The organism is Arenimonas metalli CF5-1 (genome assembly GCF_000747155.1).
In the GTDB taxonomy this organism is placed as follows: domain Bacteria; phylum Pseudomonadota; class Gammaproteobacteria; order Xanthomonadales; family Xanthomonadaceae; genus Arenimonas; species Arenimonas metalli.
On the sequence record NZ_AVCK01000003.1, the window covers coordinates 65,210 to 84,517 of the forward strand.

General features: G+C 70.4%; 18 protein-coding genes. 7 read left to right on the plus strand and 11 right to left on the minus strand.

The genetic code is table 11. The features are described 5' to 3' along the window. Positions 1 to 27: 27 nt before the first annotated feature. The 3 genes from N787_RS00995 (at position 28) to N787_RS01005 (ending at position 2,402) form a co-directional block, all read left to right on the plus strand. Positions 28 to 555 (plus strand): ferritin family protein, encoded by a 528-nt coding sequence (locus tag N787_RS00995; RefSeq protein ID WP_034210093.1) that lies wholly within the window; start codon positions 28 to 30, stop codon positions 553 to 555. 132 nt (positions 556 to 687) lie between these two features. Further along, positions 688 to 1,497 carry a hypothetical protein gene (locus N787_RS01000; RefSeq protein WP_034210095.1) on the plus strand — a complete coding sequence of 270 codons (810 nt, stop codon included), beginning with the start codon at positions 688 to 690 and terminating at the stop codon, positions 1,495 to 1,497. A 200-nt stretch (positions 1,498 to 1,697) separates the two neighbouring features. Beyond that, positions 1,698 to 2,402: a hypothetical protein gene (locus tag N787_RS01005; protein WP_034210097.1), complete on the plus strand. Its 705-nt coding sequence runs from the start codon at positions 1,698 to 1,700 to the stop codon at positions 2,400 to 2,402. Here N787_RS01005 and N787_RS01010 read toward each other — a convergent pair. The 6 genes from N787_RS01010 to N787_RS01035 form a co-directional block, all read right to left on the minus strand. Then, positions 2,377 to 3,732, minus strand: a complete 1,356-nt coding sequence (locus N787_RS01010; protein WP_052575007.1) for a hypothetical protein — start codon at positions 3,730 to 3,732, stop codon at positions 2,377 to 2,379. The genes N787_RS01005 and N787_RS01010 overlap by 26 nt on opposite strands. A gap of 7 nt (positions 3,733 to 3,739) precedes the next feature. Then, positions 3,740 to 5,230, minus strand: a complete 1,491-nt coding sequence (locus N787_RS01015) for a serine hydrolase (RefSeq protein ID WP_156968852.1) — start codon at positions 5,228 to 5,230, stop codon at positions 3,740 to 3,742. Between the two features lie 107 nt (positions 5,231 to 5,337). Then, positions 5,338 to 6,186, minus strand: coding sequence for a methanethiol S-methyltransferase (gene mddA / locus N787_RS01020; RefSeq protein WP_084590556.1), 849 nt, complete (start codon positions 6,184 to 6,186; stop codon positions 5,338 to 5,340). Positions 6,187 to 6,305: 119 nt separating this feature from the next. After that, entirely contained in the window at positions 6,306 to 7,364 is a 1,059-nt protein-coding gene (locus tag N787_RS15395) for an alpha/beta fold hydrolase (RefSeq protein WP_034210098.1), read from the minus strand. Positions 7,365 to 7,378: 14 nt separating this feature from the next. Next, a complete protein-coding gene (locus N787_RS01030) occupies positions 7,379 to 7,750 on the minus strand; it encodes a VOC family protein (RefSeq protein ID WP_034210100.1) in 372 nt (123 codons plus the stop codon). Between the two features lie 112 nt (positions 7,751 to 7,862). Continuing rightward, positions 7,863 to 8,996, minus strand: coding sequence for an alpha/beta hydrolase family protein (locus N787_RS01035; protein ID WP_156968853.1), 1,134 nt, complete (start codon positions 8,994 to 8,996; stop codon positions 7,863 to 7,865). Between the two features lie 146 nt (positions 8,997 to 9,142). On the opposite strand from N787_RS01035, the gene N787_RS01040 reads away from it, so the two are divergent. Together N787_RS01040 and N787_RS01045 are read left to right on the plus strand one after the other, a co-directional pair. Beyond that, positions 9,143 to 9,529, plus strand: coding sequence for a hypothetical protein (locus tag N787_RS01040; RefSeq protein WP_156968854.1), 387 nt, complete (start codon positions 9,143 to 9,145; stop codon positions 9,527 to 9,529). Between the two features lie 63 nt (positions 9,530 to 9,592). Next, positions 9,593 to 9,781, plus strand: coding sequence for a CsbD family protein (locus tag N787_RS01045; RefSeq protein WP_034210104.1), 189 nt, complete (start codon positions 9,593 to 9,595; stop codon positions 9,779 to 9,781). A gap of 116 nt (positions 9,782 to 9,897) precedes the next feature. Here N787_RS01045 and N787_RS01050 read toward each other — a convergent pair whose 3' ends face one another. From N787_RS01050 to aceE, 3 genes are all read right to left on the minus strand, one after another. Continuing rightward, entirely contained in the window at positions 9,898 to 11,142 is a 1,245-nt protein-coding gene (locus N787_RS01050) for a DUF418 domain-containing protein (RefSeq protein ID WP_034210107.1), read from the minus strand. Positions 11,143 to 11,168: 26 nt separating this feature from the next. Next, positions 11,169 to 11,726, minus strand: coding sequence for a TetR/AcrR family transcriptional regulator (locus N787_RS01055; RefSeq protein ID WP_034210109.1), 558 nt, complete (start codon positions 11,724 to 11,726; stop codon positions 11,169 to 11,171). A 292-nt stretch (positions 11,727 to 12,018) separates the two neighbouring features. Further along, positions 12,019 to 14,703 carry a pyruvate dehydrogenase (acetyl-transferring), homodimeric type gene (gene aceE / locus N787_RS01060; RefSeq protein WP_034210111.1) on the minus strand — a complete coding sequence of 895 codons (2,685 nt, stop codon included), beginning with the start codon at positions 14,701 to 14,703 and terminating at the stop codon, positions 12,019 to 12,021. 154 nt (positions 14,704 to 14,857) lie between these two features. Between aceE and N787_RS01065 the strand changes: the two genes are divergently transcribed. Further along, positions 14,858 to 17,290: a SpoIIE family protein phosphatase gene (locus tag N787_RS01065; protein ID WP_169742269.1), complete on the plus strand. Its 2,433-nt coding sequence runs from the start codon at positions 14,858 to 14,860 to the stop codon at positions 17,288 to 17,290. Continuing rightward, positions 17,287 to 17,670 carry an STAS domain-containing protein gene (locus tag N787_RS01070; RefSeq protein WP_034210113.1) on the plus strand — a complete coding sequence of 128 codons (384 nt, stop codon included), beginning with the start codon at positions 17,287 to 17,289 and terminating at the stop codon, positions 17,668 to 17,670. Before N787_RS01065 ends, N787_RS01070 begins: the two co-directional genes overlap by 4 nt. Positions 17,671 to 17,673: 3 nt before the next feature. Here the strand turns inward: N787_RS01070 and N787_RS01075 are convergent, their stop codons facing one another. Together N787_RS01075 and N787_RS01080 are read right to left on the minus strand one after the other, a co-directional pair. Beyond that, positions 17,674 to 18,183 (minus strand): hypothetical protein, encoded by a 510-nt coding sequence (locus tag N787_RS01075; RefSeq protein WP_034210115.1) that lies wholly within the window; start codon positions 18,181 to 18,183, stop codon positions 17,674 to 17,676. A gap of 108 nt (positions 18,184 to 18,291) precedes the next feature. Further along, positions 18,292 to 19,308, minus strand: a complete 1,017-nt coding sequence (locus tag N787_RS01080) for a glycosyltransferase (protein WP_034210117.1) — start codon at positions 19,306 to 19,308, stop codon at positions 18,292 to 18,294.

A 19,308-nucleotide genomic window follows, 5' to 3' on the forward strand; every position in this document is an offset into this window, starting at 1 on the left:
CGCAAGTCACCCCCCAAGGAGTCCGCCATGCGCACGCCCACCGCCACCCTCCCGGAACTGGTCGAAGCCCTGAACGACGGCATGGGCTACCTCTACCTCGCCGCCGAGCGCAGCCACCATCCGGCCCGGGTGCAGCTTTTCCACCGCATCCGTCGACTGAAGGCTGATATCGCGGCTGACCTTGCCAGCGGCTGTGTCGGGCCGCTGCACCCCGTGCCCGAGGACGGCAGCTGGCTCGCCGCATGGCGCGACGCCTGCAGCGGCCTGCCGGCCACCCTCGCCCACGGCCCCGACCGCGCGATGCTCACCGCGCTCGATGCCCAGGAGCTGCGCCTGCTGCGTGCGTTCCGCGACGCCATCGGCAAGGACCAGCCGCCAACCCTGCGCGAACTGGCCGCCACCCATTTGCCCGAGGTCGAGGAAGCGCGCGACGAACTGCATGAGCTCAAGTCGGGCAGCGCCCCCCTGCCCCTCGGCCGCAAGCGTCCCGCCGGCGGCCTGGCCGGACGCCTGCTGCTGCGCGCCGATGGCGACGGGACCGGCCTGCGGGGCTGACCGACGAAGGCGGGCCGCGGCGCCGGGGCGGCAGGGAATAAATCGCCCGCTCCGTTCGTAAGTCTGGGTCGAGAGGCCGCGGATCGGCCGCGGCCGGCGATCCCCGCGATCGCCCAGCAGACGGAGGTGCCCATGAAATCCACAGCCCTTGCCAGCGGGCTCGCCCTGCTCCTGATCACCGGTCAGGCACTCGCCGGGGACGCGTTCACGCTGTCGACCGGCGTCCACCATCACCGCGGCGACTACGGGACCGAGCGCGACACCGAGATCACCACCGTGCCGGTGACCGCCGGCTACGACACCGATCGCTGGCGTTTCCGCGCCAGCCTGCCCTGGACGCACGTTGCCGGTGACCCGAACGTGCTGCCGGGCACGGGCCCGGTGCTCAACCTCAACCCGCTCGGCCGTGGCCGCATCGGCCTGCCGCTCGACCCGGAGGAAGGCGACGTCGGCCGCACCGGCGGCAGCGCGTCCGGCGTCGGCGACTTGAGCCTGCGCGTGGGCTACGCGCTGGCGCCCAGCGGCCCGGTCCGGGCCGAGCTCAGCGCGGTCGCCAAGGTCGCCACCGCGGACGAGGACAAGGGCCTGGGCACCGGCGCCAATGACTACGGCGTGGCGTTCGACGTGGCCGGCGAGCTCGGCGCCACCACCGTGTTCGGCGGCGTGAACTACACGCGGCTGGGCGCCTCGGAATTCATCGATGCCGCGGACGTGCTCGGGTTCAACGTCGGCGCGGGCTGGCAGGCCGGCCAGGGCCAGCTCGGCCTGGCCTACGACTTCCGTGAGTCCGCGGCCGCCGGCTTCGACGACCGCAGCGAAGTGAGTGGCTACTACCGCCTCGACACCCGCCGCGGGAATCCGTTCCAGGTGTACGTGTCGGCCGGACTCAGCGACGGCAGCCCCGACTGGGGCAGCGGCGTGAGCTATGGCTGGACCTTCTAGCCAACGCAACTTCGCGAGGCCTCCGGCGGCTTGCGCGGGATGCCCGGCAAGCGCCAGCCCGGTCCGGGGCGCCCGACCACGTGCCGCAGGTAGGGCACGTCGTCCCGGCGGCCGCGGCCGCGGCCGACCCGGCCCGGCCTGAATGTCCGCGACGGCGCGGGTCCTGCGTAGTGGCGGGGGTCACCCCACGGAGAGCACCGATGCGTCGCACCCTGTCCCTCGCCCTCGCCCTCACCCTCCCGCCGCTGGCGTCCGCGCAAGCGCCCGCCGCCGCTGATCGCGTCGACTGGGCCCTGTGCCTGAGCGGCGAGGGCTGCCACGTCTGCGAATCCAGCCTGACGCACGCGCAGGCCGACCAGGCCCTCGGCGCGTTGGGGCTGATCAGCGACGCCCCCGGCCACACCGTCACCGTGATGCGCAAGAACGACGGCAACTGGACCTGGTACTACGACACCCGCCGCCCCGCGCGCGAGCTCGACCGCTACTTCGGTGGCCCGGGCCGCGCCAAGCAGTCCGCCTGCGCGACGCTGCCCGGCGACCACGTGCCCCGCGACGGCCAGTGGTCGGTCGCCAATGGCAAAGCGACCCTCAAGAACTGCCCGGCGGCCCTCGCCGGCCAGGTGCAGGCGATGCAGATGTTCCGCTCCGGCCCGGTGACGTTCGCCAAGCCCTTCCGCGCGGCCGATGCGCTGCCGGGCAAGGACGTTGCCTGGCTGCAGTCCGGCCCCAACCAGCACGTCGGCAGCTTCGCCCCGGCCGGCAAGGCCGGGCTGCGCGCCCGCTATGCGTTGACCGTGGAAAGCCCCGAGCGCATGGCCGGCACGCTGCAGGTATTCGCGCCGATCCCCGGCCAGCCCACCTGCGAAGTGGCGATGCCGTTCACTTACCGCCGAACGGGCGACTGAGGCCAGGCCGAGGCCCGCGCTCGGCGTCGAGCAAGGTCAGCACGGGCGCGAAGCCACCGCCCGGGGTTCGGAAATTGGTGGTCTGGCCCTGGTACATGCGCGCGGCGAACAGCAGCGGGTGGCCTTGGTAGGCGTAGGCGCGGAGGTCGATCTTCAGCGGCGCGTCGCCAGCGCCCCGGTGGCGCTGGCTGGGCGGCACCAGCGCCTGCGCGACGTAATGGGTGCCGGCCATCTGCTGCCAGGTCTTGTGCGTGAGCTTGTCGCCTCGGTAGCTGGCGCGGCTGCCAAAGCCACCGGCGGGCTTGAAGAACAGCTGCTTGCGGCGCTGCCAGAGGTCGTCGCGATTGGCGTCGGTCATCACCTCCGTGCGCGGGATGCCTTCGGCCAAGCGGTCGATGTCGGCGGCGGCGATACCCGCGGCCTGCAGCCAGCGGCGATCGCCAAGCAGCGCCAGGTTGCGCTTGTCGGCGTAAAGCGCGTGGCTCCACGGATGCGGGCTCAGGGCTACCTCGCGGTCGAGGTAGGCGGCACGCAGCGCGGCCGACGCGGGCTGGTCCAGCATGAAGTCGGTGCAGCGGTTGTAGACGAAGCCGATGTCGGCGTCGCCACCCCACAAGGCGCCGTCGCGATAGTCGAGGTCCGCCGGATCGCAAATCAGCGCCTCGATGCCGCGCGCGCGCAGCCGGTCGCGGAACAGCACGAACTCCGGATACAGGTACTGCTGGCGCGGCGCCTCGTCGACGATGGCCAGCAGGCCGCGGCGACCGGCGGGCGCCTGCGCGTCCCACTCGGCCAGCAGCACGTCCACCGCCGCTTCGGCGACGTCGCCTTCGGCCACCGCCGGCGCGGTCAGCGTCGGCAGGCACAGCTGCTGCGCCTCGACCAGCAGCGCGTTGATCAGCACGCCGCCCGGGTTGGTGTTGATCTCGATCAGCCGCGGGCCGTCGGGGCCGAGATGGAAGTCGAAGCCCAGCAGGCCGCCCGGCGAGCCGGGGTCGAGGTTGGCAATGGCCGGTGATCGCGCGCGCACGGTTTCGCGATAGGCCTCGGTGGCCACGACGCGCTCGATGGACTCGATCAGGGCCGTCATGGCCTGAACCTGCGCCGCCGCCACGAACACGGGCAGCGGGGCGAACAGGTGGGGATGGGTTTCGGCCAGCGGCGCCGACGCGCCGTGGGCGGCCAGCACCTTGTCGAGCTGCGCACGCAGCGCCGACGGGTCGACCGCCAGGCAGAAGCAGGCGCCGTGCAGGGCTTCTGCCGACAGCGGCGCGGTGCACCCGGGGCCGCAGATCGCGGCGATATCCTGCGGCAGAACGGGCGCGCTCACGACGGCGCTAGTCGACGCGCGGCGCGGTCTGGTCGCGGCCGCCCTGGTGCAGCACCAGCGCGGTGGCGCGGCCGTCGGGACCGGGCACGAAGCTGACCTGCGCGTCCACGGCTTCGACGAAGAAACGCGTCGGTGACTCGGGCAGCAGCGGGAAGCGTGGCTGGTCGGCAAGCCGCAGCTGCAGCACGCCGTCCGCCAACGTGATGTCGAACTGCATGTCGGGCGCAAGCTGGTAACGACCGACGTAGTTGGCCAGCACCCCTGCCGGCACCGCCACGAGCACACGCTTCGGCGCGCGGGCCGCGTCCAGCGCAGCCAGCAGGCGCTGCGCACGACCGGGCGTCAGCTGCGCGCGATCGTTCAATGGCCAGGCTTGTTCCTGCGCGACCGCGGCGATCAGCAGGGACGCCAGCGCCTGGCCCGCGTCGGCATTGATCATCAGCGCAACGCCGTCGCCGCTGTCGGCCAGCATTTCCACATGGGCGAAGTAGCCGCGGTTGCCGCCGGAATGCGCGAAGTAGCCATGGCTTCCCTCGCCGCGCACGACCACGCCGAGGCCCATGCCCTCGGCCTGGGGCGTCAGCAGGGCGCGCGCCTGCGCCGGCGTGAGTCGGCGCCCGGCGCCGCCGCGATACGCCTCGGCCACGTCGATCGCGAACCGCGCGAGGTCGGAAGGCGTGCTCCACAGCCCCGCGGCCGCCAGCTCGGGATGCGCGCGCCATCCGCCTTCCACCGGCGTCGCATGCGGGCCGAAGTGGCCGCGTGCGGCGTCGCTGGCCATCGCCTCCGGCAGGTCGGCGAAGAAGCCGCTGTGCGCCATCCCCATCGGCGCCAGCACCGTATCGGTCATCAACGCATTGAAGTCCCGGCCCTCGCGATCTTCCAGCGCCAGCTGCAGCAGCTGGTAGCCGAGCCCGCTGTAGGCCGCCTCGCCGCCGGGCGCCGACAGCACGCGCGCCGCCGGGGATTCCGCGGGCGCCTCGCCGGCGAGGATCGCCACCAGGCCCGGCAGCGCCTGGCCCCGCGGATAGCCGGCGAAGCCTCCGGGCGTGACGCCGCCCGTATGCGAGAGCAGTTGGCGCAACGTGACGGCCGCCTCGCCCTGCGCCTCGCTGCGCGGGAGCTGCCAGCGCTTGAGCGTGGTGTTGATGTCGGCATCCAGGCGCCAGCCTGCGTCGCCGGACTGCCGCAGCACGGCCACGGCCGTCAGCGCCTTGGCGATCGAAGCGGCCTGGAAACGCGTCCCGGCCGTCACCGGCTGCCCGCCGGCCTCCGGCGTGGTGACGCCCCAGCTGCCGGTCCAGGCGATGCGGTAGTCGTCAATGACCGCGATGCTGACGCCGGGCACGTTCAGCGCGCGCATCCAGTCCGGCAGTGTCTTCTGCTCGCGGCGGGACTCATGGGAGACGGCAGGCAAGGTCGCGGCGAAGTGCGCGGCGGGATCCGGCACGGGCGGCGCGGCCGCCGCCGGTGCCGCGAGGCCCAGCCCAAGGATCAAGCCTGCGACCCGCTGACGCGGACCCGACGTGGGGCGGGAGCACCGCCGCGGGGCCAAGGGGAACAGCTCGGGCACGAAAACTCCTTGCCGGGCGACGGCGTTCGGAACTAGCGATGCCGATCGAGCACGGTCGGATGGCCGTCGGCGGCCACGACGATACCCGCGCTGTCCTCCTCGCGGAAGGGCCGCGCGGTGAACGGCACCAGCATGGGCACGCGCTGGCGGTAGGCCCGGTAGCGGTCGCCGAGTTGGTGCGCCAGGTCGCGTTCCTCGAAACGGATGGCGACCAGGATGTAGGCGGTCAGCGATCCCGCGAACAGCGCGTGGCCCACGGTCATGGTCGGGCCGCCCCAGAGCGCGAGGATGAAGCCCAGGTAGAGCGGGTGGCGGACGAGCCGGTACAGCAGCGGCGTCACGAAGGCGTGCCCGCCTTCGGCGCGGCCGATGAACTGCTGCCAGACCTGGCGCAGGCCGAACAGGTCGAAATGGTCGATCAGGAAGGTGGACAGCAGCACGAGGCCGAAGCCACCCGCGAACACCGCCCAGCCGATGGCCTGCCCCACCGGCGTCGCCGCCGACCACAGCAGGCCGGGCAGCGGACGCCACTGCCAGAACAGCAGCATCAGCACGAGGCTGGCCAGCAGCACGTACACGCTGCGTTCGGCCGAGGCCGGTAGCCGCTGCCTGAGCCAGGCCTTGAAACCGAGCCGCGCCATCACGCTGTGCTGCAGGCCGAACACCAGCACCAGGCCCAGGTTGACCAGCACGGCCGTGGCCATCGGCGTCGGCTGGCCGCCGAGGTCGACCGAACGCGGCACCAGCGCCGGCAACCGCGGTAGCCATTCCGCCAGCGCGGTGGCCTGCAGGTTGCCGGTGAAGGCAATCAGGTAGAGGAAGGTGGCGAAGAAGATCGCGTAGGTCACCAGGCCGAACAGCAGGATCGCGCTTCGCTTCATGGCACGGACTCGCAGGGGGACTGCCGCGAACGCTACGCCCGGGCCCGCCCCCTGCCATGGGGCGGGTGTCCCGATGGCCGGCAGGCGCAGGCCTATTCCCGGGACAATTGTCCCGATTGTTAAGGCGCGCCGCCCGCCGAAGAACCGCGCACGATCGCCTGCCCCCGGTTGGCGACGCCCAGCTTCCGGTAAAGGTTGGAGAGGTGGTTGCGCACGGTCTTCTCGCTGATCAGCAGGCGCCGCCCGATGTCGGCATTGCCCAGGCCCCGGCACAGCAGGTGCAGCACCTCGCGCTCGCGACGGCTGAGCGCTTCCTCGCCCGCCGCCGGTCGCTCGCCCGGCGCGATGCCCGCGAAGTCCAGCACCGCGCGCTGGAACACCGCCCAGGCCGCCTCGTGCCCAAGCAGCACGTGGTTGCGCGACTCGAGCTCGACGAACTCGGCACCGGGAATGCCCGCGGCCAGCCGGCGACCTTCGTCGAACGGCACCACCTCGTCCTCGCGCGCGTGCAGCACCAGCGTCGGCACCCGCACCTGCGGCAGCAGCTCGGAGATGTCGGTGAAGGCGCGCACCGACAGCAGCTTCACCGCCATCTCCGGCGAACAGGTCTTGCGGCACAGGTCGTTGTACCAGTCGAGCTGCTCGTGCGTGCCGCCCGGCAGGAAGCGCGCGGTGAAGGCCTGCCGGAACACCGGGTTGTCGCTGCCCCAGCCCAGCCGCACCATCTCCACGACGGCGCGGTAGTGCTCGGCGTCACGCTCGCTGCGCCTGGCCCAGCCGCGCGCATAGCTGCCGTAGAGGATCAGGTGCGACACCCGCTCGGGGTGCCGGATGGCATAGCGGATCGCCGCCGCGCCGCCCTGCGAGATGCCCAGCAGGACCAGCGGCGCGCGCGGATTCGCGGCCTCGACCACGGTTTTCAGGTCGGAAAGCCAGTGCGTTTCCGCGACGTCGCCGACCTCGCGGTCCGACAGCCCGCAGCCGCGCTCGTCGAAGCGCAGCAGGTCGAAATGGGTGGAGAAGAAACGCAGCCAGTGCCGCCAGACCGGGCTGTCGACGTCGTCGCGCAGGTGGGTCATCCAGTTCGCGGCCTTGACGAGCGACGGCCCGGTGCCGGTGCGCGTCCAGGCCAGGTGCACGCCGTCGGCGGTGCGCACGAGATGGATGGACTGGCGCATCCGGGGGCGGGGCTTCAGCGGTGCTGGTCGAGCAGGATCGGATTGCCGTCGGGATCGACCACGATGCAGTGGCCGCGGCCGGTGGTGGATTCGTCCACCTCCTTCACCGGCGTGATGCCGCGGGCCTTGAGCTGGCGCTGCAGCTCGCGCACGTCGGTGAAGGGGTCGACATTCTGGCCGTTGTTGTCCCAGCCCGGGTTGAAGCAGAGCATGTTCTTCTCGAACATGCCCTGGAACAGGCCGATCACGGTGTCGCCGTTCTTCAGGATCATCCAGCCGTGCTGGGACTGGTCGTGGAAGGCGGTGAAGCCGAGCGCCTCGTAAAACTTGCGGGAGGCGTGGATGTCCTTCACCGCGAGGCTGACGGAGAAATTGCCGAGGTTCATGGTGGCTCCAGTGCCGCCGCGCGGCGGCGCTCCCTGTGTGGTTCCCAAGCGCAAGGCCAGGTTACGAACCTGACCCCGTTCCCTGATAGTGCGTGCAACCTTACGCCAGGTCTCAGCGCGGCGCTTGTCCCGGGTGCTTGCGCTCGATCACCCAGGCGCGGAGCTTGGCCAGCGCCGCGGCCTGGCTTTCGGGCGGGAACTGGCAGTGGCCGCTGCCGATGGGCGGAAGCTCGAACACCTGGTCGCCGCGCCCGGCCTTGCGCGCCAGGTCGAGGTAGCGCGAGGAGGTTTGGGACGGAACGACTTCGTCGGCCACGTTGGCCATCAGCACCACGGGGCTCGCGGTCGCGCCGGTCAGCTGTAGCCGGGCGTTGGCGTAGGCCACGGCCGAGGGTTCGCCGGCGTAGCGGCGCACGCGCGCGTTGAGCGCGGCGTCATTGCCCAGTCCGCTGTAGGTCACGCGGGTGTTGTCCACCGGCACGCCGCCGGCGCGCTCGCGCAGCTCGTGCAGCACCGCGAAGCGCAGCATCAGGCCGCCGGCCATGCCTTCGCGCGGGATGCCGAAGGCCTGGCCAAAGCGGGCCGCGAAGGCTTCGTCGGAGGCCAGCGCGGCCTCGATCTTCGCCGCGTCGGGCCAGCGCGGCACGTCGGCGTCGAACAGGCCGCCCGGCGACAGCACGCCCGGGTGGCGGTCGGCGAACACCGCGAGCGCGCCCAGCACCGGGCCGCTGAACAGCTCTTCGGACGGCGCGTTCACGCCGCACAGCGCGAGGCCGCCGTCGTAGGCCGCGCCGTGCTGCTCCAGCGTCCCGAGCACGATGTGCGCGCCCATCGAGTGGCCCACCGCCCAGGTGCGCATGGGCGCACCCAGCAGGCCCATGACGTGCTTGCGCAGCGCCTCGCTGTCGGCCAACCCTTCGGCAACCGACCAGCCCCGCGCGGAATAGTCGGACTGCGCGACCGCGAAGCCCGCGCTGAGCATCCATCCCTCGTAGCCGGTGAGGGGCATCACCTCGGGAAGCGGCTGCTCCTGCGGCGCGTAGCCGCGGAAATACACCACCAGCTCACCGTTCCAGTTCACGGGCACGTCCAGCCGCCAGGGCGCGCCGGCGATCGTGCCGGTGTGCTCGCTGGGCTGCTTGATCGCTGCTGCGGGCACGGGCGGCGCGGCGACCGCGGGTTCCCGGGGTGGAGACGACGCGCACGCGGTCAACGCGCACAGCAGGCCAAGGGACAGCAGGCGCATACACGTTCTCCGCATCGGTTTCGCCGGAGTGTGCCAGCTTTCGCTACGCCGGCGAAGCCAGCGCCCCCGCTCGACCACGGCGGGCTGCCCTTGCCGCGCCGGTGCTGGAAATTGCGGCTGCGTCCCGCCCCCGATACGCTCGGCGCATGCCGCTGTTGAGAGCTCTACTGATCCTGGCGGCCGCTCTGGCCGGCGTGCCGGCGTTCAACGCGCTGGGCGGTGCACTGGCCGATGTGATGCGTCTTCCCGCGGGCGGCACGCTGCGGCTGGCCTGGGACCTGGGCTGGCTGCTGCTGTCGGCGTTCGTGGCCGTGTGGCTGCCCGCGCGCGGGTCACCGCTCTGGCCGCGCGCGCTGGCGCTGGCCCTGGCCGGTCTGTGGATCGCGGCGGCCGTGTGGGCTGCCTGGAACCTGGAGTCCGATTTCCCGACGTGGTTCGTCGCGGCCGTGTTGATCGGGGTGCCGATCGCGGCCAGTGCCGCCGTCGCGGTTGGCGCGCGTGGCCGCCGCGTTGCGCCACCCGTCGTTCGCTGATGGGGTTCAGGCACCGGGCCGGATACTCCCTGGACGCGCCATCCCTGGCGTCGGGAGAACTCCATGGACAAGAACACCAAGGGCGGCATCGGGCACCAGGTCAAGGGCAGCCTCAAGGAAGCGACTGGCAAGGTCACCGGCAACCAGTCCAAGGAGCTGGCCGGCAAGGTCGAGAAGAACCTCGGCAAGGCGCAGCGCAAGGTCGGTGAAGCGACCACCGAGATCAAGAACGCGGTCAAGAAGGACGACTGAGGCCTTCGTTCGCCTGTCGCAGCCATCCGGCTTGCGTGCCGCAAGCCGGACATCAATCACGCTTCAAGCTGACGCTTCGCGGAAATCCGCAGCGTCGCATCGACCAGCGCGGTTCATTAACGGCTTCGGGCCTGTCCAGCCTCCGCCGCGGCCGCTGCGAGTTCGGGTGGGCGCTGGCGAATGCCGCCGTAGCTCAATCGCCGCCACAGCCACTCCACCGGGCCGATGCTGAAGCGCGCCAACCACCAGCGGCTGCTGATCACCTGCAGGGCGAACAGCAGCACGCCCAGCGCCAGCGCCAGGTCGAGGGGCATCCGCCCGTACTGTCCCAGCCCGAAGCCGTAGAAGATCCAGGTGCAGACTAGCGACTGCAGCAGGTACTGGGTCAGCGCCATGCGGCCGAGCGGCGCGAACACACCCAGCCACACTCGCCAGCGCGATCGCTGCAGCAGCAACAGGATGCCGGCCGCGTAGCCCAGGGTCAGCGCGAACTTGGCGAATAAGAAGGTCGCCTTGATCAAGACCCGCAGCGGCTGCAGGGCAAGCTGATTCACCCAGGCATGCAGCGCCTCCTGCGGCACCGCGTTGGCCACCAGCCCGAAGCCGAAGCAGAGCACGAAGACCTGCCGCAGCCGACGCCGATGCGCGTCCGGCGCCGAAAGCCATCCGGCCTTCCAGGCCGCCACGCCGACGATGAAGAACGGCGCCAGGATGACGAAGCGATTGGCGAGGCGCATCGGGCCGATCACATGCAGCGTTTCCCACCATCGGTATTGCAGCGCGTCGAGCCAACCGCCTTGCCCGTAGTGCTGGAGACTGAGACTGTAGGTTTGCGCCGGCGACAGATCCGTGGCGAGCGCCAGCATCGGCCCGGCAATCACCGCCGAGACGAGCAGCACCACCGGGATCGCCCACAGCACCCGGCCGGCCGACAGCCGCAGGAAGGGCAGGACCATCAGGCTGATCAGCGCGTAGTCGAGCAGGATGTCGACGTTCCACAGCAAGAACGTGTGCACGCTGCCCAGCAGGGCGAGCACCGCGCTGCGACGCAGCGCAAACGGCCAGCGCGACCGGCCCTTGTCGGACGCACGATCGGCCTGGATGGCCAGGCCGGCACCGAACAGGATCGACAGCAGCGCCGCCGCCTTGTTCTCCAGCAGCACCCGAACGAGGTCGCCGGCCAAGCCACCGAAGTCTCCCAGCGGATAGGCGACGCCGGCCGCCCGCGCCGAATCGGCACCGCAGAAGTAGCCGATGTTGACCAGCAGCACGCCGAACAAGGACAGGCCGCGCAGCACATCCAACTGCAGCAGGCGTTCGCCGCGAGCGGCCGGGTCTTGAGACACCACGTTCGCGGACATGACCACGCTCTCAGTCAGGCACTGACTCAATTCGCCGGCGCGATGCCGAGCACCCGCGCCGCCATGCTTCTCGCGCGCGTGGCGGGAGTCGGGTTTCCTTCGCGAACCGCGGTGACCACGGCCCCGTCGAACAGCAGCATGAGATCGCCCGCCGCGCTTTCGTCCAGCCCGGCCGCCCGCAGCAAACGGGCGAAGTAGGCCTCGAAGCGGCGCTTGTGCGCAGCCGCTGCCCGATGCAGGGCGTGGTCGGGCGGCGGCGTCTCGGCGATGGTGTTGAGGAAGGCGCAGCCGCGGTATTCGGGGCTGGCCAGGCGGATCGCCAAGGCGTCAAACACGGCCAGCGGCCGCAGATGGGGATCGGGCGCCAGGCGCTCGACCTCCTGCTCGAACCAGGCACAGACTCGTTCGTCGCGCCGCTCCAGCACCGCCAAGGCCAGACCTTCCTTCGACTGGAAGTGCCGATAGAAGCTCATGCGGGCGACTTCCGCGGTGCTGATGATGGCGTCCACGCCGACCGCCTGGATCCCCTGCCGATAGAACAGGTGGGTGGCGACATCCAGGATCCGCTCGCGAACCTTGCTCATGCCTGCTCCAGCGGAGGATTCGCTGCGAATGATATAGACCGGTCGGTATCATGTCAAGTCAAGCGCAGCCGGACACTGCCCACGGCATCGCCGGGAGCAGGCAGGGAATCGCGTTTGGCTTGGCTGGCCCGGCGCTTGAACTCAGGCTTGGCAGCGATCTGCCCTGGGACACCCCGTCCGACTAGGGCCTCAAACCCCACGCGACGCGATGCCGCCGTCGCGTCGATTGCCGCAGCCGATCACCATTGACCCGCCCAAGCACGAACCGCCCAGCCTTGCGGCGGTTCGCGCTTCACACGGCCGTCGGGTTCGACTTGTCGGTGTCGATCTTGTACTGCTTGATCGCCCGCGCCACATCCTTCGCATTCATCTTCCCTTCCACCGCCAGCGCCGCGATCGCCGCGTGGGCGATGTAGTACCGGTCGACCTCGAAGAAGCGCCGCAGGTTCGCGCGGGTATCGGAGCGGCCAAAGCCGTCGGTGCCGAGTACGGTGTACTTCATCGGCACGAAGGCGCGGATCTGGTCGGCGAAGGCGCGCACGTAGTCGGTGGCGGCGATGGCCGGGCCCTGGCGGCCTTCCAAACATTCGGTGACGTAGGCCTTGCGCGGGGTCTTGGCCTCGGGGTTGAGGCGGTTCCAGCGCTCTGCGTCGAAGCCGTCGCGGCGCAGCTCGGTGAAGCTGGGGCAGCTCCAGATGTCGGCGGTGACGCCGAAGTCCTTGTCGAGCAGCTCGGCCGCGGCGATCGCCTCGCGCAGGATGGTGCCTGAGCCCATCAGCTGCACGCGCAGCTCGCCCTTCTTGGGCTTGCCGGCGTCCTTGAGCAGGTACATGCCCTTGAGGATGCCCTCGGCCGCGCCCTCCGGCATGTCGGGGTGGGGGTAGTTCTCGTTCATCAGGGTCAGGTAGTAGTACTCGTCCACCTGGTCCTCGAGCATGCGCTGCATGCCGTGCTGCAGGATCACCGCCACTTCGAAGCCGAAGGTGGGGTCATACGCCTTGCAGTTCGGGATGGCGCCGGCCAGCAGGTGCGAATGGCCGTCTTCGTGCTGCAGGCCTTCACCGTTCAGCGTGGTGCGGCCGGCGGTGGCGCCGAGCAGGAATCCGCGGGCGCGCATGTCGGCGGCCTGCCAGGCGCTGTCGCCGATGCGCTGGAAGCCGAACATCGAGTAGTAGATGTAGAACGGCAGCATCGGCTGGTCGGACGAGGAGTAGCTCGTCGCCGCGGCCATCCAGCTGCTGAAGGCGCCCGCTTCGGTGATGCCCTCTTCCAGCACCTGGCCGGCCTGGTCCTCGCGGTAGTACATCAGCTGGTCGGCGTCCACCGGCTTGTACTTCTGGCCGTGCGGGGCGTAGATGCCAATCTGGCGGAACAGGCCCTCCATGCCGAAGGTACGCGCCTCGTCAGCCACGATCGGCACGCAGCGCGGGCCCACCTGCTTGTCGCGCAGCACGATGTTCAGGGCCTGCACGAAGCTCATGGTGGTGCTGTTCTCGCGCTCGCCGGTGCTCTTGAGCAGGCGCTCGAACACCTCGAGCTTGGGCGCCTTGAGCTCCTGCGAGGTCTTGCGGCGACGCTGCGGCAGGTAGCCGCCCAGCTTCTCGCGGCGCGAGCGCATGTATTCCACTTCCGGCGACTTCTCGCCCGGGTGGAAGAACGGCACCTCGGCCAGCTTGTCGTCGCTGATGGGGATCTGGAAGCGGTCGCGGAAGGCCTTCACCGCGCTGTCGTCGAGCTTCTTGGTCTGGTGGGTCGGGTTCAGCGACTCGCCCCAGCTGCCCATGCCGTAACCCTTCACCGTCTTGGCCAGGATCACGGTGGGCTGGCCCTTGTGGTGCACGGCGCTGTGGTAGGCGGCGTACACCTTGTGCGGGTCGTGGCCGCCGCGGTTCAGGCGCGTGATGTCCTGGTCGCTGAGGTTGCTCACCAGCTGCAGCGTCTGCGGCGTCTTGCCGAAGAAGTTCTCGCGCGTGTAGGCGCCGCCGAAGGCCTTGCAGTTCTGGTACTCGCCGTCGACGGTGTCCATCATCACTTTCTTGAGCGAGCCGTCGGTGTCGCGCGCCAGCAGCGGATCCCAGTAGCTGCCCCACACCAGCTTGAGCACGTTCCAGCCGGCGCCGCGGAAGCTGCCCTCCAGCTCCTGGATGATCTTGCCGTTGCCGCGCACCGGGCCGTCCAGGCGCTGCAGGTTGCAGTTGATGACGAAGATGAGGTTATCGAGGCCCTCGCGGCCGGCCACGCCGATCGCGCCCAGGCTCTCGGGCTCGTCCGTCTCGCCGTCGCCGAGGAAGCACCAGACCTTGCGGTCGCTCGGGGCGATCAGGCCGCGGTGCTCGAGGTACTTCAGGAAGCGCGCCTGGTAGATCGCGCTGATCGGGCCCAGGCCCATGCTCACGGTCGGGGTCTGCCAGTAGTCCGGCATCAGCCACGGGTGCGGGTAGCTGGAGATGCCCTTGCCGTCCACTTCCATGCGGAAATGGTTGAGCTGGTCCTCGCTGATGCGGCCTTCCAGGAAGCTGCGGGCGTAGATGCCCGGCGAGCTGTGGCCCTGGATGTAGAGGATGTCGCCCGGGTGGTCGGCCGAGGGCGCGCGCCAGAAGTGGTTGAAGCCCACGTCATACAGCGTGGCGCCGGACGCGAAGCTCGCGATGTGGCCGCCCAGGTCGCCGGGCTTGCGGTTGGCCTTGACCACCATGGCCATGGCGTTCCAGCGGATGATGCTGCGGATGCGCCATTCCAGCGTCGCGTCGCCGTCGTGCTTGGCTTCCAGGTGCGGCGGGATGGTGTTGATGTACTGGGTGGTGGGCTGGAAGGGCAGCTGGCCGCCGGCGCGGCGGGTCAGCTCTACCATCCGCTCGAGCAGGTGGTGGGCGCGCTCGGGGCCGTCGGCGTCGAGCACGGCCTTCATGGACTCGATCCACTCGCGGGTCTCGATGGGGTCGAGGTCGTTTTCCAGTACGTCGGTCAGCCAGTTCATTCCATCTTCCTGAGGCCGGCGTTCGGGCGCGGCCGGTCCGTTTTAGAGTCAAGGCTCGGGAGTTTACCGCAGGGGGCCGGCCCGACGCCCCCGTATGCACCCGGGGCTCACCTCCGGAGGCTATGCTGTCCGGGCCCTGCCCCCGAGGGGACCGATGGAAGCGAACCTGCCACGCGCCTCCGACCTGCTGGCTGCCGGCCGCCTGGGCTGGCGGCGCAGCCTGCGCACCCGGCTGATGTTCTGGTCCAGCCTGACCAGCATCGTGCTGCTGCTGGGCGTGGCCGCGGTGTTCTACGCGGCGCTGCGGGGCGTGCTGATCCAGAACGCCAAGTCCGAGATCCACAACCTCGCCAGCCAGACCTCCCGCGGCCTGGCGGCCACCCTCGAATCGGTGCAGGTCAGCGGCCAGGCCCTGGCCGAGAACGCCACCGCCGTGGGGCTGGAGCCGATGCGCCAGCGGACGCTGCTGATGTCCACCATCCGCTCCGACCCGTCCATCGCTGGCGCCATGGTGATCATCGAGCCGGGGCGGCTGTCGCCCGAGGACCCGGGCTTCGACTGGTACATCCGTCGCGAGGGCGGCGGCTTCAAGGAATCCTCGGTCAAGGACCTGGGCTACGACTACCGGAACATGCCCTGGTACACGCGCACCACCGGCGTGGGCCAGGCCTGGTGGGGCGAGCCCTACGCCAACGCCGCCACCGGCGGCGAGTACTTCACCACCTTCAATCTGCCGCTGCGTCGCCCGGGCGACGGGCCAGAGGGCGCCGTGATCGGCATGGTCAGCGTGGACGTGCCGCTGCAGCGGCTGCGCAGCGTGCTGGGCGAGTTGCCCGACGCCAGCAACCTGATCCCGGTGCTTTACTCGCCCGAGTACCTGATCACGCTGCACCCGGACCCCGCGCTGGCGATGAAGCAGAACCTCGAGGGACTGGTCACCACCGGCGGCCGCAGCGACCTGGCGCCGGTGGCCGACCAGATCCGGCGCCGCCAGGACTTCGAGGTGCAGCACCGCGTCGCCAGCGGCGCCGACGCCGGGCTGGTGCGCTACACCTTCGGCGGGCCGGTCGGCAGCACCGGCTGGACCTTCACGCTGGCGGTGAACGAGAACGTGATCCTGGCCCAGCTCAACCGGATCACGCTCTGGGGCCTGCTCGGCGGCCTGTTCGGCGTGCTGCTGTGCGTGGCGGCGATCCGGCGCTACTCGGGCATGATCGCGCGGCCGATCGAGGACATCACCAATACGGCGCGGCATTTCGCCCAGGGCGAGTTCGATTACCCGCTGGCGCACACGCAGCGCGAGGACGAGGTGGGGGTGCTGGCGCGCGCGTTCGACACCGCGCGCGCCTCGATCAAGCGGCAGATGACCGAGATCGCCGACATGGGCGCGGCACGGGCCCGGCTCGAGGGCGAGCTCAACATCGCCGCCGACATCCAGCAGGCCATGCTGCCGGCCGGCAGCGAGTTCGACGCGGGCGAGGCCCACCTCGAGTTCCACGGCCTGCTGGAGCCGGCCAAGGCGGTGGGCGGCGACTTCTACAACCTGTTCGAGCGCGACGGCGACTCGCTGTGGTTCGTGATCGGCGACGTGTCGGACAAGGGCGTGCCGGCGGCGCTGTTCATGGCGCGCACGATGACGGTGCTGGAGGTGGCGGCGCAGCTGGGCGGCTCGCCGGGCAAGGCGCTGCGCGAGGCGGCCAAGCACCTGGTCGAAGGCAACGACACCTGCATGTTCGCCACCGTGCTGTGCGGCGTGATCGAGCTGCGCACCGGCGCGCTGGCGCTGGCCAGCGCCGGCCACGAGGCGCCGGTGATCCTGCGTGCCGACGGCCGGCGCGAGTTCGTGCCGGTACCCACCGAGGGCCCGCTGGGCGTGGACGTGGCGCGCGAGTATCCCGCCTGGCGTGGCCGACTGATGGCGGGCGACACGTTGTTGACCTATACCGACGGCATCACCGAGGCGTTTGATCGTGACGACCAGCCCTTCGGCACCGACCGCCTGCTGGCGACGCTCGACCCCGCGCTGTCCGCACGCGCGCAGTGCAGCCACCTGGTGGACGCCGTGCACGCCTTCACCAACGGCGCGCCGCAGTCCGACGACATCACCGTGCTGGCCATCCGCTACCGGCGCGATGCCCGCGTGCGCGAGCGCTTCAGCGTGAAGGCCTCGCTGCAGCCGCCGCTGCCCGGCGACGCGGTGCACCAGCTGCTGGCGCAGGTGGACGCCGGCCTCGAAGGCCACGACCTGCCGGCCACCCTGATGCACGACGTGCACCTGGTGGTGGAGGAAGTGGCCTGCAACGTCATCGACCACGGCGCCGAGGACGGCCGCGAGCCGACGCTGGAGCTGGTGGCCACGGTCGAAGGCAACCAGCTCTCCATGGAATTCCGCGACGACGGCCGGCCCTTCGACCCGCTGTCGCAGCCCACGCCCGACCTCTACGCCGACATCGCCGACCGCCCGATCGGCGGCCTCGGCGTGCACCTGATCCGCGAGCTGGCCGAGGACGTCGCCTATGCCCGCGACGACGGCCAGAACATCCTCCGCATCGTCCTGCACATCCCCACTCCGGAGCGCACTGCATGAGCCTGAGCATCGAGATCACCCCCGCCGGCAACGGCAACCAGCGCGTGGCCCTGGCCGGGCGGCTGGACACCCACACCTACGGCGACCTCGACCAGCAGCTGGCGCCGGTGCTGGGCTCGTCCATCCATTCGCTGGTGCTCGACCTGGCCGGCCTCGACTACATCAGCTCGGCCGGCGTGCGCTCGATCTTCAAGGCGCGCAAGGCGCTGGCGGCGCGCGGCGGCAAGGTGGTGGTGGTGAACCCGAAGCCGCAGATCCAGAAGGTGTTCGACGTGGTGAAGGCGGTGCCGCTGGACGAGATCTTCTCGTCGGTGGAGGAGGCCGATGCCTACCTCGACGCGATGCAGAAGAAGGTGCTGCGCGGCGACGACGACGAGTAGTCGTCAGCGATTGAGCCAGAGCGCGCCATACACGGCCAACGAGCCGAGCACGTAGAGCATTTCCACCGCGCGCTTGCGCCCGGGCTTGTCGCGCGAGCGGGTGAGGTCGAGCAGCATCTGCCGCAGCAGGAAGGTGTAGAGGATGTAGTACAGGAAGGGCGTGACGTGCACCCATGGCGGGAAATCGGAGAGCGCCTTGCCGAACCAGCCGAGGATGGTCTCGATCTCGACCCAGATGCCGAGCAGGCCGAGCGCCGCGTTGATCAGCATCCACTTCACCTCGTCCCGGCCGAAGATGGCCAGGTAGAACGCGAGGTAGACGACGATGGCGATGCCGCCGTGCAGGTACAGGAACGCCAGCTCGACGTCGTCGGCCGCGTAGGCCATCAGGAAGCCCGACAGCCCGAACATCCCCATGTGCACGAGGAAGAACGGGTAGATGAAAAGCATCGGCAGCTTCTCGCCCTTGCGAATGAGCTTGCCGTTCACCGTGATGTCACCCTCCGCCCTCATCCCCGCCCCCAGGCAAATGAACCAGGTTCATTTGATTTTTCCCCGCGCCAACGATGGCCGGGAATGCCGGCGTCCGCAAGGGGCCGCCGCGCCGCAAATGAACCTGGTTCATTTGCGGGGGAGGAGGAGTTTCAGGGAGCGTTCGAAGGCTTTGCGGCGCAGACCGGGGTAGCGGAGGCCATCCCAGAGGGGGCGGAGCCAGCGGCGGCGGTCGGGCTCGAGCAGGGCTTCGCGCATGCGGGCCTCGAGGCGGTACATCGTGGCCAGGCCGCGGCCCTGTTCGCGGCGGTCGGCGGGCAGGTCGGGACGGGCGTCGACGCAGCGGTCCTGGTCGTCGGCGACCTCGTGGTACATCTGCGCCACCCGCTGCTGGCGGCGGCGCCAGGTGGCGGCGTCGTCGGCGCTGCGGTCGAACACCCAGTTGCCCAGGTTGCCTTCGTGGCGCCGGTAGCCGAGCAGCGGCTCGGGCAGGCAGTGGCATTCGCCCAACAGCACGGCACGCAGCTGCAGCGCGTTGTCCTCCACCCTGCCCTGCAGCGGCGGCAGCGTGGTGAAGACCTCGCGGCGCACCGCCATCGAGGCGCCCAGCACGGTGATCAGGTGCCCGGCGCGGCGCAGGTCGCGCTGGGTCAGCACCGCCTGCTGGCCGCGGTTGCGCGGCTTGATGATCTCGCCGCGCGGGTTGATGTCGTTGACCGTGGAGCCAACGATCATCGCCTGCGGATGCTTGCGCATGTGCGCCACCAGCCGCTCGACGCGATGCGGGTAGGCCACGTCGTCGCCGGCCAGGAACACCAGGATGCCGGTGCCGGCCAGCGGCGCCAGTTCGGTGAGATGCGCGCACAGGCCGAGGTTGCGCTCGGTGCTGCGCACCCGGAGGCGATGCGGGCCACGGTATTCGCGCACGCGCGCGGCGATGCGCTGCAGTGATTCGTCGCCGGAGCTGTCGTCGGAGACGATGATCTCGCAGGGCACGGTCTGCGCCAGCGCCGAGTCCAGCGCCTCGAGGATCGTGTCCTGCATGCGGTAGCAGACCAGCAGGATGGTCGCCACCGGCGGCACGTCGGCCACGGTCCCGGCCTCGAACAGCGACGGCTGGATCGAGGTCGTGGTCCGGGTCGCCAT